Origin of the sequence: Staphylococcus sp. 11-B-312 (assembly GCF_016743055.1) — a bacterium.
Classification (GTDB): domain Bacteria; phylum Bacillota; class Bacilli; order Staphylococcales; family Staphylococcaceae; genus Staphylococcus; species Staphylococcus ureilyticus.
The window spans coordinates 308,863-327,664 of the sequence record NZ_CP068241.1; the positions used below are offsets into that span (position 1 = coordinate 308,863).

The 18,802-nt window shown below is 34.2% G+C and carries 13 protein-coding genes; 7 read left to right on the forward strand and 6 right to left on the reverse strand.

Translation table 11 applies throughout. The features are described from left to right. Positions 1-162: 162 nt before the first annotated feature. From gabR to JG554_RS01310, 4 genes are all read left to right on the forward strand, one after another. Positions 163-1,548: a MocR-like transcriptional regulator GabR gene (gene gabR, locus JG554_RS01295; protein WP_203265348.1), complete on the forward strand. Its 1,386-nt coding sequence runs from the start codon at positions 163-165 to the stop codon at positions 1,546-1,548. Positions 1,549-1,655: 107 nt separating this feature from the next. Then, positions 1,656-2,978 (forward strand): 4-aminobutyrate--2-oxoglutarate transaminase, encoded by a 1,323-nt coding sequence (gabT, locus tag JG554_RS01300; protein WP_070658042.1) that lies wholly within the window; start codon positions 1,656-1,658, stop codon positions 2,976-2,978. A gap of 74 nt (positions 2,979-3,052) precedes the next feature. Further along, positions 3,053-4,432, forward strand: a complete 1,380-nt coding sequence (locus JG554_RS01305; RefSeq protein ID WP_070037139.1) for an NAD-dependent succinate-semialdehyde dehydrogenase — start codon at positions 3,053-3,055, stop codon at positions 4,430-4,432. 143 nt (positions 4,433-4,575) lie between these two features. Next, positions 4,576-5,961: an APC family permease gene (locus JG554_RS01310; RefSeq protein WP_064209163.1), complete on the forward strand. Its 1,386-nt coding sequence runs from the start codon at positions 4,576-4,578 to the stop codon at positions 5,959-5,961. 105 nt (positions 5,962-6,066) lie between these two features. Here the strand turns inward: JG554_RS01310 and JG554_RS01315 are convergent, their stop codons facing one another. The 4 genes from JG554_RS01315 to JG554_RS01330 form a co-directional block, all read right to left on the reverse strand. Then, positions 6,067-7,074 (reverse strand): PTS sugar transporter subunit IIC, encoded by a 1,008-nt coding sequence (locus JG554_RS01315; RefSeq protein ID WP_070037142.1) that lies wholly within the window; start codon positions 7,072-7,074, stop codon positions 6,067-6,069. A 384-nt stretch (positions 7,075-7,458) separates the two neighbouring features. Next, positions 7,459-8,349 carry a fructose bisphosphate aldolase gene (locus JG554_RS01320; RefSeq protein WP_046206621.1) on the reverse strand — a complete coding sequence of 297 codons (891 nt, stop codon included), beginning with the start codon at positions 8,347-8,349 and terminating at the stop codon, positions 7,459-7,461. A gap of 136 nt (positions 8,350-8,485) precedes the next feature. Then, positions 8,486-9,202, reverse strand: coding sequence for a class I SAM-dependent methyltransferase (locus JG554_RS01325; protein WP_064209165.1), 717 nt, complete (start codon positions 9,200-9,202; stop codon positions 8,486-8,488). Positions 9,203-9,357: 155 nt separating this feature from the next. Then, the gene (locus tag JG554_RS01330) at positions 9,358-9,813 is read right to left on the reverse strand and encodes a DUF805 domain-containing protein (protein WP_070037147.1); all 456 of its coding nucleotides are present in this window, start codon (positions 9,811-9,813) and stop codon (positions 9,358-9,360) included. 424 nt (positions 9,814-10,237) lie between these two features. Here JG554_RS01330 and JG554_RS01335 point away from each other — a divergent pair, with 424 nt between their 5' ends. Beyond that, positions 10,238-11,860, forward strand: coding sequence for a BCCT family transporter (locus JG554_RS01335; RefSeq protein ID WP_103161376.1), 1,623 nt, complete (start codon positions 10,238-10,240; stop codon positions 11,858-11,860). A gap of 201 nt (positions 11,861-12,061) precedes the next feature. Here the strand turns inward: JG554_RS01335 and cudC are convergent, their stop codons facing one another. After that, positions 12,062-12,616, reverse strand: a complete 555-nt coding sequence (gene cudC, locus JG554_RS01340) for a choline uptake/conversion transcriptional regulator CudC (protein WP_046206624.1) — start codon at positions 12,614-12,616, stop codon at positions 12,062-12,064. 204 nt (positions 12,617-12,820) lie between these two features. On the opposite strand from cudC, the gene betB reads away from it, so the two are divergent. Beyond that, positions 12,821-14,314 (forward strand): betaine-aldehyde dehydrogenase, encoded by a 1,494-nt coding sequence (gene betB, locus JG554_RS01345; RefSeq protein ID WP_046206625.1) that lies wholly within the window; start codon positions 12,821-12,823, stop codon positions 14,312-14,314. Between the two features lie 60 nt (positions 14,315-14,374). Continuing rightward, entirely contained in the window at positions 14,375-16,057 is a 1,683-nt protein-coding gene (betA, locus tag JG554_RS01350; protein WP_046206626.1) for a choline dehydrogenase, read from the forward strand. A 370-nt stretch (positions 16,058-16,427) separates the two neighbouring features. On the opposite strand, the gene JG554_RS01355 is transcribed toward betA, so the two are convergent. Continuing rightward, positions 16,428-18,584: a bifunctional glycosyltransferase family 2 protein/CDP-glycerol:glycerophosphate glycerophosphotransferase gene (locus JG554_RS01355; RefSeq protein ID WP_046206627.1), complete on the reverse strand. Its 2,157-nt coding sequence runs from the start codon at positions 18,582-18,584 to the stop codon at positions 16,428-16,430. Positions 18,585-18,802 lie beyond the last annotated feature (218 nt).

An 18,802-nucleotide genomic window follows, 5' to 3' on the forward strand; every position in this document is an offset into this window, starting at 1 on the left:
AGTTCCAATAACATATTGTAATTTTCCAACCATAAGATTGGTCTGATGAGGACGGTGACATGGAATCAAATTTACGTTTTGATTTCTATACCGTCCTCATTTTCATTATAATGAGTGATATGAGAAAACTGGAGAACAGATGATGTAAAAAGGGGGGATTGAATGCAACGGGAAAGCGGTCAATTCATTTATCGTCAATTATATAGCCAATTAAAAGAAGATATTCTCGCATTCAAATATGAAAGTCATGAAAAGTTACCTTCCAAAAGAGATATGTCACAACATTTAAATATTAGTGTGAATAGTGTAAAAGCAGCATATGAACAGCTACTGGCTGAGGGATATATTTATACTGAAGAGCGGAAGGGTTATTTTATTGAGCCATTAGAAAAATTGATCATTGATCCAAATGCGCAAATATCTTTGAATGTTCAAGAACAGCAAATTGAAGATGCATACGATTATTCATTTTCTCATATGAGTACCGATATTTCAGCGTTTCCAGTAGAGGTATGGACTAAACTCGTTAAACGTGTATTTGAAAATTATGATCATGAATTATCTTCAATACCTCAAATTAAAGGGCCAATAGAGTTAAGACAATCGATTGCCAAATTAGTGTCTTATCAAAGAGGTATCCAATGTCATCCGGAACAAATTGTCATTGGATCAGGCACTAATATACTGTTAACCAAATTGATTCAATTATTACCAGATGAAATCAAGATTGCAGTGGAAAATCCAGGGTACTCAAGGTTTAGAACACTAATCCGTCAAACATCTGCACAGTTAAAACCGATTGCTTTAGACCATAAGGGGATATCTATTGAAGCAATTAAACAAGCTCAACCTGATGCTACGATAGTGACACCATCGCATCAATTTCCAATGGGAATCATCATGCCTGTGTCGCGTCGTATTGATCTTTTGAACTGGGCAAGTCAAACACAAAGTTACATCATAGAAGATGACTATGATAGTGAGTTTAAATATGAAACTGATAATATCCCCTCACTGTTTAGTTTTGATAAAAATGAACGCGTGATATACTTAGGTACATTTTCAAAAACGCTAATGCCAGGATTACGCATGAGTTATATGATTTTGCCAATTAATTTAGTAAAACAATTTGATCACTATAATTTAAATATGATTCCTGACTTTTCAACGATTCACGCACTTACATTAAATTTAATGATCAAAGAAGGCTACTATGAAAAATATGTAAAAAAGATGCATCAAATATATGGAAAGAAACGAGAAACACTCATCACACATCTATCCAATACCTTTACAAATAATATTCGAATCAAAGATACGCGAGCAGGTTTACATTTTATTGTAGAAGTTAACACCCCCTTTTCCTACCAAGAAATTGAATCACGAGCTAAAGAAATGAAACTTGAACTTTATACACTAAATCGATTTTCTGTGAAAGCGCTTGAAAAAAATAGTTCATATAAAACACTGATTATAGGATTTTCAAAAATCAAGCAAGAGCAGATTCCTCAGGCAGTACAGAGATTAAAAGAAGTCATTTGGGAATAATCTGGTTCCATTAAATTGTCATAACTGGTACTTTACACTGTACCAATAATCCCTTAAATTTTAGAAAACTACAGGTCTTATGTAGAAGCAAAGAGGAGGGGTTATTGATGACAAATCAATTTGAAAGCTATAAGAGACAACGTGATAAGTATGTAGCACGTGGTGTTGGGAATGGTAATCTGCATGTTGCAGATCATGCACAAGGTGCTACGATCACAGATGTAGAAGGTGAACGTTTCATAGATTTTGCGGGAGCAATTGGTACATTAAACGTTGGACACACACACCCTAAGATAACCAAACATTTAAAAGAACAACTAGACAACTTTATACATCCTGGCTTCAATGTCATTATGTATAAAAGCTATCTCAACTTAGCTCAAAAATTAACAGAGATTACACCTGGTGATTTTGATAAAAAAGTGATTTTACTTAATTCAGGTGCAGAAGCTGTAGAGAATGCAGTGAAAATTGCTAGGAAACACACTGGAAGGCAATCAGTTGTTTCCTTTGTAAGAGGTTTTCATGGACGTACAAATTTAACAATGTCTATGACAAGTAAAGTAAGGCCTTATAAACTTGGATTTGGCCCATTTGCACCAGAGGTTTACCAAGCGCCATACCCTAATATTTCAGAAAAATCCGAATACTTATCTGAAGCAGCCTATATTGATCAAATGATTGATAAGTTACATGATTTTTTCATAGAGACTGTAGATCCTAGTGAAGTAGCTTGTATCGTGATGGAACCAGTCCAAGGAGAAGGCGGATTTATTATTCCGGATAAAAAATTCGTGAAAGCAGTTAAAAAAATATGTGAAGCGCATGACATTATTTTTGTAGCAGATGAAATTCAAACAGGTTTTGCACGAACAGGTAAAACATTTGCGATTGAACATTTTGATATAGAACCCGATTTAATAACTGTGTCTAAATCATTGGCTGCAGGATTTCCATTAAGCGGTGTAGTTGGAAAAGCGGAAATTATAGACAGTGCATCTCCTGGAGAACTAGGTGGCACATATGCTGGAAATCCCTTAGCTTGTGAAGCTGCTTTAAAAGTCATTGAAATCATTGAAGAAGAAGACTTAAACAATAAAGCAGAACAAATTGGAAAACAACTTGAAAGTTTCTTATATCGCAGTGCAGAACAATATTCATTTATCACAAACATTCGTAGACTTGGTGCTATGGTTGCCTGTGAAATCATCGATGATCAAACCGGTCAGCCCAATAAAGCATTGACTGGAAAAATTATTCAAACAGCGAATGCAAATGGTTTGTTATTATTATCTGCTGGTATTAAAGGTAATGTTTTACGATTCTTAACACCGCTTGTTATTACAGACGATGAATTACAACAAGGATTAGAAATATTGTCTGAAACATTTGAAAAAGTGAGTATAGCGGAAGCACATCTGGACGTTTAAAATTTTATTTTTAAATAACGGGTATAGTTAAGTCATACCTCATAACAAAAATAAATGTAAAGGAGAGAACAATAATGAGTCAATTAGAAGTTTATAATCCTTCTACCAATGAAATTATAGAACGTTTAAACTACTCAAGTCATGATGAAATCCATTCACAAATTGAACGTGCACGTACAGCATTTGAAGAATGGAAATTAGTTGATGCACACGAACGTTCAGCAAAGTTATATCAATGGGGGAAACTCATTGATGAACATCAGGATGAACTTGCGAAGCTTATTACACTTGAAGGTGGAAAACCTTTAGCAGAAGCTAAAGGGGAAGTCATATATGCGAATGCTTATGTAAAATGGTATGCGGAAGAGGCTAAGAGAGTATATGGACGTACGATACCTGCAAATACGTCATCTAAGAAAATAGTGATTGATAAATTTCCGGTAGGTGTAGTAGGGGCGATAACACCTTGGAATTTCCCGGCAGCGATGATAACGCGTAAAATGGCGCCTGCATTAGCTGCTGGATGCACAATCATTTGTAAACCTGCTGTCAAAACACCTTTAACAACCATTAAACTAGTTGCACTAGCACATGAAGCTGGCATACCCAAAGATGCGATATCCTATATTATTGCGTCTGGTAAAGATGCAGGTGATATCTTCACCACACATAAACTGATTAATAAAGTGACATTTACTGGATCGACTGCTGTTGGAAAATCACTGATTGAACAGTCAGCGCAAAGTGTGAAAAATGTAACGATGGAGCTAGGTGGTTTAGCCCCTTTAATTGTGCATAAAGATGCTGATATTGAAGCAGCTGTAGAAGGTACGATTGCTTCTAAGTTTAGAAATGCAGGGCAAACATGTATCTGCGCGAATCGTATTTTTGTACATCGAGATATTGCTGATCAATACACAAACCGTTTGATTGAGAAAGTCAACGAACTTTCTGTTGGTGATGGTCTGCAAAAGGATGTAAACATAGGACCACTCATTGATAAAGCTGCAGTTGAAAAAGTGATGACACATATTACAGATGCACAAGCTAAAGGTGGGAAATTATCACGGTCAGTAGATGAAATACAAGCGTTAAAAGGAAATTTCCTAAAACCAGTGGTTATCTCTAATGTGAATTTAGATATGAAAGTAATGCATGAAGAAACTTTCGGTCCAGTCGCACCGGTTATGGTTTATGAAGATTTAGATGAAGCAATAAAAATGGCAAACGATACAGAATTTGGCTTAGCTTCTTACTTCTTCACAAATGATTATCGTACAGGATTAAAGCTTTATAATGAGTTAGAATATGGTGTTGTTGGGTGGAATGATGGTGGTCCTTCAGCTGCTCATGCACCATTTGGTGGTTTGAAAGAAAGTGGTTATGGCAGAGAAGGTGGCACTGAAGGTATAGAGCCATATTTAGAAACAAAATATTTATCCATAGGTATTTAAAGTGCAAGTTAGAAAGCACTGGTTGTAAATAAAGCAAAACGTATGAATCTAAACGAACAAGAAAGTGATGATTAGATTGAAACTAATATAGAAAATTTAAGCTCATTCACTTTTAATTCAATGAATGTTATGGGGTATGTAAAATGAAATCTCAATTTAATAAGACGATGAATATTGTTGATGTCTTATTTCTGGCAATCGGCGCAATGCTTGGATGGGGCTGGGTCGTATTATCAGGAGAATGGGTATCAACAGCTGGTTTTGTAGGAAGTGTTGTGGCATTTTTACTCGGTGGATTTTTAGTCATTGTCATCGGACTTACATATGCAGAATTAGCTGCAGCAATTCCAGAAACTGGCGGCGGTTTTGTATTTGTTAAAAAAGCTTTTTCACCAGGCGTTGCCTTTATATCAGGTTGGTCCGTATTATTTGGCTATGTTTCAGTTATTACATTTGAAGCGGTCGCATTGCCCACAGTGATCGACTATGTTATTCCATTTCAACATCAAGGATTGATGTGGAATATCGCGGGGTGGGATGTATACTTCACATGGGTGATCATTGGCTCAATTGGAAGTGTCATTTTAACTTCACTTAATTATTTTGGTGTAAAGCCTGCAGCAATCATGCAAACAGTTTTCACAATTTTTATTGTAGGCGTTGGCTTATTACTTGTATTTGGTGCAGGATTTAATGGTAATTTCAACAATTTACAGCCATTTGAAAATGGTATTGGTGGAACGATGTCTGTATTAATGATGATTCCATTTCTGTTTGTGGGCTTTGATGTCATCCCACAAATTGCAGAAGAAGTTAAAGCACCTGCGAAAAAAATTGGCGGTATTTTAATATTATCAATTATCGCTTCTGTGATTTTTTATTTGCTCATTGTATTTGGTGTAGCAACAGGTTTATCACCTAAAGCTCTAAGCAACAGTAATTTGGCGACAGCAGATGCAATGGCTAACTTATTTGGTCATAGTGGATTTGGCGTCTTGCTAGTATTAGGTGGTGTAGCTGGCATTATTACAAGTTGGAATGCTTTTATTATTGGTGGTAGTAGAATTCTGTATGCTATGGCGAAAAATCACATGATTCCTAAATGGTTTGCATTTATTCATCCTAAATATAAGACACCTACACATGGTATTTTGTTTCTTGGTATCTTAGCGTTTGTTGCACCACTTTTAGGTAGAGCAGCACTTGTATGGATTGTTAATGCTGGTGGTATTGGTGTGGTATTAGGGTATTTACTTGTAGCGATTTCTTTTATGAAGTTACGCAAAGTGCAACCTGATTTAGCTAGACCCTATCGTATAAAGAATGGAAAACTCGTTGGTACTATCGCTATTGTTTTAAGCGTTTTGTTTATAGTCATTTATTTACCAGGTATGCCATCATCGTTAGCATGGCCTTCCGAATGGCTTATCGTATTGGCTTGGTATGCAATCGCAGCAATTTTATATGTAACACAAACAAGAAAAGCTACTGCAAATGTCCCTGTAAACGCACGTGTGGATAAAGAGTAGAGTGAGATTGAAAATATATTTATCATTACATTGATTTAGATGAACATAAATAAATCCTGAGACATGTAAATTGTCTCAGGATTTGTTTTATATTGTATGTCGTTGCTATTTTGCAATGTGAATCAGTTGGTCACCAGGACGTATCCATTGTTTTTTAAAACAAATTCTATAAAGAAAGAAACTGATAATGGCTGGCAATAAAATGTGGAAAGTAAGAATTAAGGACCAAGTCTGTATAGAGCCACCCATTGTATTGATAGTCATAATTTGACCGATGAAGCCGCTTGTGCCCATACCAGCACCTGCAGCATTATTTGTCATAGGGAAGCACGTTGTCATAATAGGTGCAACAATAGCGCTTGTAAGAGTAGGTGGTAGTAAAATCATTGGATGTTTAATGATATTTGGGACTTGCAACATACTTGTACCAATACCTACAGAAAGCACACCACCCCAACCATTATCTTTATAGCCAGTAACTGCAAAACCAACCATTTGTGATGCACAACCAATTGTTGCTGCGCCTGCAGCGAGGCCATTCAAATCTAACATCAACGCTAAAGCTGCACTTGAGATCGGTGCAGTTAAAGCTAAACCAAAGATAACAGAGACTAAGATACCCATGATGAACGGTTGTTGATCCGTGGATGCAATGATAATTTTGCCTAAGCCTGTCATAAATTGATTTAATGCTGGTCCAAAAGCCTTTGCAATAAAACCACCAATTAATATCGTTAGTAGTGGAGATAAAATGATGTCGATTTTTGTTTTGCCAGCATATAATCTACTCAGTTCAACAACGATGACTGTAGCGATATAAGCGCCTACTGGACCACCATCAAAAGTTGTATAACCTAATGTACCTACGATAACACTAGAAAATGTAACGAGTGGTTTTGCGCCTAAACCATAAGCTATCGCCACACCAATAGCGGCACCAGTCATGGACATTGCTACTTTACCGATTGCTGATAAAAATGTCAGATTTAATTGTGGTAATAATGTTTGTTCTCCAAGCGTTTCTAAAATCAATCCGATAATCAAAGAGCCAAATAACCCTAAAGCCATATAACTTAGCGCTTCAATAATCCATCTATGTAGATAATTTTTCATACTTCCTCCCCTTAAAACCATTGATAATTAGCAAATTAATATAATTATATAGTTTGTCGTGGTTTATAGCTAGTCTATTTAAGGATTTCTTAAAAACTTACATTAAACATGCTTGCTGAAAAATATTGAAAACATTAAGGAATAGTCTCAGTGAGCACATGTTATTTCAAATGCAGTATTCGATTTTTTATGATAAAAAAATGCGTTAGTTAGATTGAGTATAGCAAGATAAGTAATATTGACTGAGGTGTGTAAGACGTTATTACAAATCGCATTTAAACATTGTTATATAAAAACACACCCTGACATTAAAGATCAGGGTGTGTGTTAAGCTTTATTTTTGCCATGTTTCCTGGGAAATATAAAGCTATTGCTGAATGGTTATTAAGCTTTGTTTACTGATGCATCATAGATAGAATCGATTGTATCTGCTAAAATTTTATCAAATTCTTCATCTGATTGATTGACATTTAAGTCATTGATTAATGCACGAGAGAAACTAGCAATTAAGTCTTTGTTTTGTTTTAAAACTTCGTTAGCATGTTCTCTACTATAACCACCGGATAAAGCAACGACACGAACCACATTAGGGTGTGCGATTAATTCTTGATATTGGTTAGCTTTAGTTGGGATTGTTAATTTTAACATTACGAGTTCATCGTCATTTAATTTATTTAGCTCAGCTAATATTGCACTTGATAAGTATGATTCAATCTCTGCTTTGTTATCAGCATTGATATTTACCTCTGGTTCGATAATTGGGACCAATCCAGCAGAGATGATTTGTTTTCCAATTTCGAATTGTTGTTGTACAACTTGGTCAATACCAGTTTTATTAAATTCTAAAATATTAGAACGCATTTTTGTACCGAAAATTTTATGATCATTTGCACGGTTTAATAATTTATCTAAATCTGGAATTGGCTTCATTAATTGCACGCCGTTTTGTTCTTCAGCTAAGCCTTTATCAACTTTTAAGAAAGGAACGACACCTTTATCAGCTAAATAGTCACCAGTATGTTTACCTTCTACCTCACGGTCCATCGTCTGTTCGAAAAGAATTGCACCAATGATTTTATCTGAACTGAATGCAGGTGATGAAACAATTCGTGTACGCATATCATGTACAAGTTTAAACATTTCATCTTCACTGTTATATTGATCTTCAGTTACACCATAGTCACTTAATGCTTTAGGTGTACTGCCACCACTTTGGTCTAATGCAGCAATGAATCCTTTGCCGTTTTTCACTTTATCAAATTGTTCTTTATTCATTCTTACCACTCCTTTTGCTTTTATTCATATATAGTATGATAAAAATTAGGTGTCAACGCAAGTTGTAGGCTCTATGTGAAACGAATTATTCATATTTTAATATGGTTAGCAATGTTGTATGTTTCATAATCATTTATTACTTCGTTAATGCTATTAAAAATATAGGTGTTGGATTATAAAATTCATCATGTGATTGATAAATGCGTTTATGAATGGTCGTATCTACATGGATGGGTTTCGTATTTATTTGCTTAAGGATATTTAAATCGTATTGAGGGCGGTCGTAGTGATTAATTGAAATACTTTGCTTTATATTTTCACTCTCTGCTAACATCGTGTCTCCTAAAGTATGATGCGCGTGGTGATTAGGTATATCACTATAATCTGTAAAAGCATCGTTGCCATAATCTCCATCGATATTAATGAGTGTAGCATTTGGTTTTAAAACGCGTAACCATTCTTGGTAGGCAGCTTTTGTATCTGGTAATAACCATGTAACATTTCTAGAAATGACTAGATCAAAATACGCATCGTCAAAATGTAAATGTTCAGCATCCATGACTTGAAAGTTGACATTTATATTAAAACGTAATGCATTTTGCTTAGCAGATTGAATCATTTCAGGGGAAAGGTCAATACCAGTAACTTGTGCACCTTGTTGTTGACATAGAATTGCTAGAAAACCTGCGCCTGTGCCAATGTCTAAGATTTTCATACCGGGTTCGATTGTTTTAATTTGGTTTATTTCAGATAGCCATCTTTCTGCGTGCACACTTTTAAGTTCTGCTTGCTTGTCTTTGCTAAAAGAAGTCGCACGCTTATTCCAATAATTAATGATTTTATTTTTGTTCATGTTAAATACCTCATTTATTATAAATACATTATATATGAATTATAAGCTATTTTAGTTGAAAAGTATGGGATTAATAGTTTTGCAAAAAGAAAAACGGGACAGGAATCGCTTGTAAAGCATGATTTCTGTCCCGTTCTTTATGTGCGTTTTTCTAATTACTTACGTGGTAATCCGTATTGATTAACTACTTTATCACTATCGGTAATCATGTAAAAGAAAGCGACAATATTTAAAATGAAGAAAATAATACTACTAATGCCGAAAATAACTGCTAAAATATTGAAAAATAAGCCGTCACCAGATGGGATAAATGAGGCAATTAAAAATAACACGGAAAAGACGCCAAATATAATTGGAAAAGTCATCGTCCGACCAATATCATGCATGCGTCTTGTAGCCACTGAAAAATCAGGAATAAAGATAATAATTGTAAATAAAGCGCTAATTGCGTCACTTAACGACGTTGGTATTTTGAAAATATAGTCTAATAGTATAGCCAATAGAATAGTGATTAATATATTGACTAACAATGGAAACCACAATTCTTTTCTTCTAGCACGCCCTTTAAAATCAAGCGCATTTTTCCAATACAATTTATAATAATGCCACATGATATAAACTCCCTTTGTTAAATATTGAGAATTACCAATATTATTTTTAAAAAATAAAGTATATTGAAACTTAATTGTGTGTTGAATTTACTATAGAAAAAGGAAAATAGCAACTGTTCGAAAAAATATAAAAATAATATTAATACATAAATAACGCATAATAATACAAAAAGAAAGTTTGTTCCGTTCGTTAATTTCGTTAAATTTAAACTTAACACTGTGATTATAACGATTTTAGAGACTGTGACTAATAGAAATATTATATATTTATTCATCTTTTGTGTTTGTGTTTTTTGAATGCAATTTGCATTATTATTAAAAGTTCGTTAGGCTCATGTTTGTAATTTAATAAATGGTTTTGCTAAAAAATTATAGTGATTAGCAAATTTTTTACATATTTTACTAACAATAAGGGGTGTCTATTGTGAAAAAAGAAAGAGTAAAAGTAATGGATTGGACGACCTTTATAGGGTCTTCATTGATATTACTGATTGCAGTTATTCCGATGATGGTTTTTCCTAAGGCCAGTCAGGACATAATTACGCATTTAAATGAGGTCGTGTCGAGTACACTCGGCTCAATATATTTATTGATTGGACTTGCAACGTTAATATTTGTACTTTATATTGCATTTGGTAAATATGGTAATGTGACGCTTGGTAAAGCGACAGACAAGCCTGAATTTAATAATTTTAGTTGGGCAGCTATGCTATTTTGTGCCGGAATTGCTTCAGATATTTTATATTGGGGCGTTATTGAATGGGCATTCTATTATCAAGATCCTCCACATGGCGGTAAAGGAATGACGGATAGTGCATTGAATTACGCTACTATGTATGGCATGTTCCATTGGGGACCAATTGCTTGGGCCACATTTGTATTGCCAGCACTAGCAATTGGTTATCTTGTTTTTATTAAGAAAAAACCAGTTTATAAAATTAGTCAAACAATGCGTCCGATTTTAAGAAGTCAGACAGATGGTATTATAGGAAAAATAGTTGATATTCTATTTATTTTTGGTCTGCTTGGTGGCGCAGCTACTTCATTAGCACTGGGTGTGCCAATGATTTCTGCAGGCATAGAAAAATTAACAGGTATTGGAGACAGTATGTTGATGCGTAGCATTATTCTCTTCACAATTACAGCTGTCTTCGCATATAGTTCTTATTCTGGTTTGAAAAAAGGAATTAAAGTTTTAAGTGATGCGAATGTTATTTTATCTTTTGTATTACTAGGATTTGTATTTATTGTTGGACCGACTGTATTTATTATGGAAACGTCCATCACTGGTATGGGTAACATGATTAAAAATTTCTTCCAAATGGCTACATGGATTGAACCATTTGGCGGTATAGGTGGTCGTAAAGAAACGAATTTCCCACAACAATGGACGATTTTCTATTGGTCATGGTGGATTGTATATGCGCCATTTATAGGATTGTTTATTGCGCGTATTTCTAAAGGACGTACACTTAAAGAAATTGTGCTTGGAACAATTGTTTATGGGACGTTAGGATGTGCACTGTTCTTTGGTATTTTTGGAAACTATGCAGTTTATTTACAAATCACTGGTTCATTCGATGTGATCCATTTCTTAAATACGCATGGTACAGAGGCTACTATTATAGAAGTTATGCATCAATTACCATTCCCTAATTTAATCATTGTACTATTCTTGTTATCTGCATTCTTATTCTTAGCGACTACATTTGATTCAGGTTCATATATCTTGGCTGCAGCTTCTCAAAAGAAAGTTATCGGCGAGCCATTAAAAGCAAATAGATTGTACTGGGCTTTTGCATTATGTCTATTACCATTTGGATTGATGTTAGTAGGTGGTGAACGAGCGTTAGAAGTTTTGAAAACAGCTTCTTTATTAGCTAGTGTCCCACTGTTGGCTATATTTGTCATGATGATGATTTCATTCTTAAGGACATTGTCCGAAGATAGATTGAAACTAGAAGATAGAGCCGAAAAATATAGGGAAGTAGAAAGACGTTCGTTACGTATAACACAAGTAAGAGAACGGAAAGAAAATGATAAGTAATATAAAACAAGCGCACCACTATCTTATTTTACGGTGAGATAGTGGTGCGCTTATTTTGTATAGAGACAGTGATTCGGATTACTTTGTAAAACGAGTAGCATGTATAGTATTCAATCACTATGAACACATACTTAAAGCTGAGACATTATAAACTGTCTCAGCTTTTTAACTAAAAATGTTAAAAGCAAGCTTCCAACATAACTATGACTCTTTTTTTTCTGGAATTGGGAAATATTTAAATATTTCACCAGATTCTAATGCATTGCTTAAATTATCTAACCATTCATAATAAGGTAAAGTATCTAATAATTGTTGTTTAACTTCCTCTGCTTCAGATTTTGTAGCTTCATCTGCTTTGCTGTTATCAATAATCTTATCAAGGATGGCTACTGCATCATGAACACCTTCTGAATTAATAACAATTTCACGACGCCATTTGCGTGAAAAGAAATTACTAAAGAAATTAAAGAAATCTTTTTCAGCGACAAAATGTTGTTTTCTACTTCCCCTTGTGAATTGTTGCTTAACAATATCAAATTCTTGCAATCTTTTAACACCAGCACTCATGCTGGGTTTGCTCATTTGTAATTGTTCTCTCATTTCATCAAGTGTCATACTGTCTTCAAAGAGCATTGTTCCAAATAAGTTTCCTACACTTCTATTGATGCCGTACAAATCCATGGTTTCGCCAATAGCATTAATAACGATATCCTTAGCTTCCTCTAATTGATAATCAGGGTTGGTCGAATGTACCAATTGTCCACCTCCGTTCAAGTCCTTATAGAGTTAAGTGAAAAATAAATAGTGAGTTTCTATAGTTTACCTTCCATATAAAAAAGATGCATGCATAAACCCCTATCATATTTAAACACATTTGACACTTTTTCAACTACTATGATAACATAAAGTTCATAAAATTCGTTAAATAAAAATTTAACAAACTTAACGGAGGTAATTTTAATGGAACTTGTAGATCATTTATCTCGTCTTCAATATATAGATGGAGCATGGGTGGAAAGCTCAAATAAGCAAACGAGAGAGATTATTAATCCATATAATCAAGCAGTTATTCTTGAAGTAGCAGAAGGAACTGCAGAAGATAGTGAACGTGCAATTTTAGCAGCAAGACGCGCTTTTGAAGCAGGAACATGGGCTAATGAAACAAGTGAAAATAGAGGTAAGAAAGTTAGAGCAATAGCTAATATGATCGAAAAACATCGTGAAGAATTAGCGAAACTTGAAACGTTAGATACAGGTAAGACATTAGAAGAGTCTTATGCTGATATGGACGATATTGCAAATGTATTTAACTTTTTCGCTGGGTTAGCAGATAAAGATGGGGGAGAAATTATTGATTCTCCTATTCCGAATACAGAAAGTAAAGTCGTTAAAGAACCAGTTGGTGTAGTAACACAAATCACACCTTGGAATTATCCTTTACTTCAAGCATCTTGGAAAATTGCGCCAGCATTAGCGACTGGTTGTTCTTTAGTAATGAAACCAAGTGAAATTACACCATTAACAACAATCCGTGTGTTTGAATTGATGGAAGAAGTTGGCTTCCCTAAAGGTGTCATTAACCTAGTATTAGGTAAAGGTTCTGAAGTTGGAGAACCACTATCAGCACATAAAGATGTCGATTTAGTTTCATTTACAGGCGGCATTCAAACAGGTAAACATATCATGAAACAAGCGGCAGATCATGTAACAAATGTTGCTTTAGAACTCGGTGGTAAAAACCCTAATATTATATTCGAAGATGCAGACTTTGAACTTGCAGTTGATCAAGCGCTAAATGGTGGCTTTTTCCATGCAGGTCAAGTATGTTCAGCTGGTGCAAGAATCATAGTAGATAACAAAATAAAAAAACAATTTGAACAAGCGTTAATTGAAAGAATTAAAAATATTAAATTGGGTGACGGCTTTAACCCAGAAACTGAAATGGGTCCAGTAATCTCTGCAGAACATAGAGAAAAAATAGAGAAATATATAGAAATAGCTAAATCAGAAAATGCCACTATTGCTATCGGCGGTAAACGCCCAGAACGTGAGGACTTACAAGACGGCTTATTCTTTGAACCAACAGTGATTACTGATTGTGATACTTCAATGCGTATCGTTCAAGAAGAAGTGTTTGGACCTGTAGTAACAATCGAAGGTTTTGATACAGAAGCGCAGGCAATCACACTAGCTAACGATTCTATTTATGGACTAGCTGGCGGTGTATTTACTAACGATGTTGGTAAAGCAGAACGTGTCGTTAATCAATTAAGAATGGGCACAGTTTGGATTAACGATTTCCATCCATATTTTGCGCAAGCACCATGGGGCGGATATAAACAGTCAGGTATTGGTAGAGAACTTGGAAAAGAAGGTCTAGCAGAGTACCAAGTTGAGAAACATATCCTTCGTAACACAAATCCAGAGCCTGTAAATTGGTTCGGTAAAGCGTAACGTTAATCACAAAATTTACGATGAAGCTTATAAATATGTATATCAGGAGGCTATATAAAAATGAGAGAAGCATATGATTATATTATTATCGGAGGCGGTAGTGCCGGATCAGTATTAGGTGCGAGAATTAGTGAAGATGTATCTAATAACGTACTTGTACTTGAGGCAGGACGTAGTGACTATCCTTGGGATTTATTAATCCAAATGCCAGCTGCTTTAATGTATCCAGCAGGCAATAAACTGTATGATTGGATTTATGAAACTAACGAAGAACCACATATGGACGGTAGAAAAGTAGGTCATGCCCGTGGTAAAGTGCTTGGTGGTTCAAGTTCTATTAACGGCATGATTTATCAAAGAGGTAACCCAATGGACTATGAAAAATGGGCAAAACCTGAAGGCATGGATAATTGGGATTTTGCACATTGTTTACCATACTTTAAACGTTTAGAAACAACATTTGGTTCAAGTAAAGATGATCCATACCGTGGCCATCATGGTCCGATTAAATTAAGAAGAGGCCCTGCATCGAATCCATTATTCCAAGCGTTTTTTAATGCAGGTGTAGAAGCGGGCTATAACAAGACACCAGATGTTAATGGTTTCCGACAAGAAGGATTTGGTCCTTTTGATAGCCAAGTTCATAATGGTCGTCGTGTTTCAGCTTCAAGAGCATATTTACATCCAGCAATGAAACGTAAAAATTTAGACGTACAAACACGTGCTTTTGTTACTAAACTAAATTTCGAAGGAAATAAAGTAACTGGTGTTACATTTAAGAAAAATGGTAAAGAACATACAGTTCATGCTAAAGAAGTCATTTTATCAGGTGGTGCGATAAATTCACCACAATTATTACAATTATCTGGTATTGGTGATTCAGAACATTTACGTTCTGTAGGTATCGAGCCACGTTTACACTTACCAGGTGTAGGCGAAAACTTTGAAGACCATTTAGAGGTATATGTGCAACATGCATGTAAACAACCTGTATCAATGCAACCAAGTTTGAATAAATTGAAAATGCCATTTATTGGTTTGCAATGGATATTAGGTCGTAAGGGTGCTGCAGCATCCAATCATTTTGAAGGTGGCGGCTTTGTTCGTTCTAACAATGAAGTAGATTATCCAAACCTAATGTTCCACTTCTTACCGATTGCAGTAAGATACGATGGTACTAAAGCGCCAACTGCACATGGTTATCAAGTTCACGTTGGTCCAATGTACTCTAATTCACGTGGCCACTTGAAGATTAAATCTAAGGATCCATTTGAAAAACCGGATTTCGTCTTCAATTATTTGTCTACTGAAGAAGATAAACGTGAGTGGGTAGAAGCAATTAAAGTAGCTAGAAATATCTTGTCTCAAAAAGCTTTAGATCCATTCAATGGTGGAGAGATTTCACCAGGACCTGAGGTTCAAACAGATGAAGAAATTATCGAATGGGTAAAACGTGATGGAGAAACAGCATTACATCCATCTTGTAGTTGTAGAATGGGACCAAAATCTGATGAAATGTCAGTAGTAGATCCTGAGACATTTAAAGTACATGGTATGGAAAATTTACGTGTCGTAGATGCTTCAGTTATGCCACGTACGACAAATGGTAATATCCATTCTCCAGTATTGATGATAGCTGAAAGAGCTGCTGATGTAATTAGAGGTAAAAAACCATTAGAACCTGAATATATTGATTTTTATCGTCATGGTGTACATGATAAAGACGCAGGTACAGTAAAATAAAGTACATGCTATTAATATATAAGAACCTCCTATTTTCATTCGTAATAAATGAAAACGGGAGGTTTATTTTAATGGATTGAAACCATTGGTTATGAAATAACAACCTCTTTAATTTATGAAGCTGAATACGCTAAGTTGAAGGTGTGTTTCCTTTAAACTATAGTACTTCAGTGACAGTGATTTAAGAACGTATTTTTCTCCAAGTATAGTCTGCGTGCAAGACTACTAGTTTAAACTACTTACACATATTGTACTTCAGTGGATCAAAGATGTAAGATTTTAAAAATAATAGCGCGCTAATCCATCATGGATTAGCGCGCTTGTTTGTACATAGCCATATATAAGCTATGCGCATGATATCTTTTAATATTTATTGATTTTTGGTAATTAAATCAGCGATTGCTTTAGCAGCATTACCATTTTCAATTGAGCAAAAATCATTATAAAATTTATCAATTTTAGGTTTATAATCAGTTTCAATTTGATTTAAATGTTGTAAATCTTCAGCTAGTTGATATGCATCTTGATAAATAGGTCCTGGTAAATCTTTGTGATAGTCTAAATAGAAGCCTCTTAAATCTTTAGCATATTTATCTAGATCATAAGCAAAGAAAATTTGAGGTCTTTTTAATACGCCATAGTCAAACATTACAGAAGAATAATCTGTGATTAAGCAATCAGAAATGAGATATAATTCTGAGATGTCACTATAGTTTGATACATCGATTGCAAAATCTTCATAACCTCTTAAGTCTAATGCGTTAGCAATAAGATAATGCATTCTTAATAGAATAACATAGTCATCACCAATTTTTTGCTGTAAATTATTTAAATCGATTTTTAAGTCGAATAAATATTTTCCTTTTTTGACAAATTCATCATCACGCCAAGTTGGTGCATACATAATTACTTTTTTGTCTTTAGGTAAATTTAAGTTTTCTTTAATTTCTTGAATGTAAGCTTGATCATTTGCACGATTAACTAAGACATCATTTCTAGGATAACCAATTTCAAGTATTTTCTCTGGTGGCATCCAAAAAGCTGTTTCAAATATCTTAGATGAATAAGCATTTGGAGAGACAAGGTAATCCCATCTGCTTGTTTCTTCTTTGAAATTACGCTTATAGTTATCAGTTGTTGTTCCAGGCATACGGATGACTTTCATATCATTTGCTAAGCGTTTTAAAGGCGTGCCGTGCCAAGTTTGAATATAAACTTGGTTAGCTTTTTTATTTAGGTATAATGGGAGTCTTGCATTTGTTACCCAGTATTTTGCACTAGCGTAAGCTTCATAGTATGCGTTAGAACCCTTTTTAACTTTTTTGGCAGGTCCTGGTAAATAGACTTGATCAGGTTTTCTGAATACCCAAATAAATTCATAGTTTGGATGGTATTTCATCATATACTCATAGATATACTTTGGACTGTCACTATAATTTTTACCACCAAAAGCTTCGAAAACGATTGTATTCGGCTTAACTTTGTTTTCGCTATCTGTAAGTTGATATAATGAACGGTTTTTATTTTTTCGACGTAAAACAACATTTTTAGCTAAGCGTGCACGCTTTCTAAATCGATTTACTTTAAATGCCGGCTTTTTCTTATTAAACATAAGCATTAATGATTCTAAAATAAATAATGGTTTCTCGCTTTTGAATATTGTAGTCATTAACTGTCTTGTGACTTTTGGTAAAAGCTCACTATTTGATTTATATCTTTCAGGTGTTTTTCTTAATGATGGCTCAAACGAATCTCTATATAAATTTTTCATCTTAGTTTTAATGAATTTTTTGTTTTCTTTTAAAGGCGCACGTTTTACAGCGTCTGAAAAACTATAAACGTAGTCATTAAAAATAATATTGAAATCTTGAGTTGACAACGTCGGTTTTTCAAACGGATCATAAATTTCTCCTTTAATATAGAAAGGGAATCTACTGATTCTTACAAAACCGTTTGAATATTTAATGAATTCTAAGACGAAAGACCAGTCGATAAAGATATCTAAATCTTCATTGAATTTAATATTATGTCCACGCATAATTGCTGTTTTAAAAACGATATTACAAACAGAATGTTTACGTAGAAATTGATTTGATTTTGTTTTAGTGTTTAAATATTGCACTTTCACTAAATTTTGATCGACGTATTGTGGCACATCTAAAGTGAAAGAATGAATAGGTGCAATTAAAGCATCGTATTGATTTAAATGTTTCATATAGAAAGCTAACGCATAAGACGCAAGATAATCATCAGAATCTATAAATATAAAATAAGGTGATGTTACTGAATCTAGCGCAATATTTCTTGCATAAGCATGTCCGAAATTTTGAGTTAAATCAATTTCTTTAATTGAGATGTTCCAATCTTTGATTGTTTCAGTTGCAATAGCTTTTGAACTATCAGTTGAACCATCGTTCACTAATATTAATTCAAAATCTTGGAACCTTTGATTTTTTAAACTGTTTAAGCAATTTTCAATATAATCTTCGGAGTTGTAATAAGTTACAATTACTGATACAGATTTCATTATTTTACCTCTTTTTCCATTAACTCTATTTATTATTTGAATAGCATACTTGTTCTGATAATATTCAAAATAATAGGGTGTTTTTTTAAAATAACTTCACCGTTTAGGAGTTAAAACGGATTTATTTATTTTACTACAATATAAATATATATTCAAAACATCAACTATTGTTTATTTTCAATTACACTTTTATAAAAATTATTGAAATAAACGTTTTA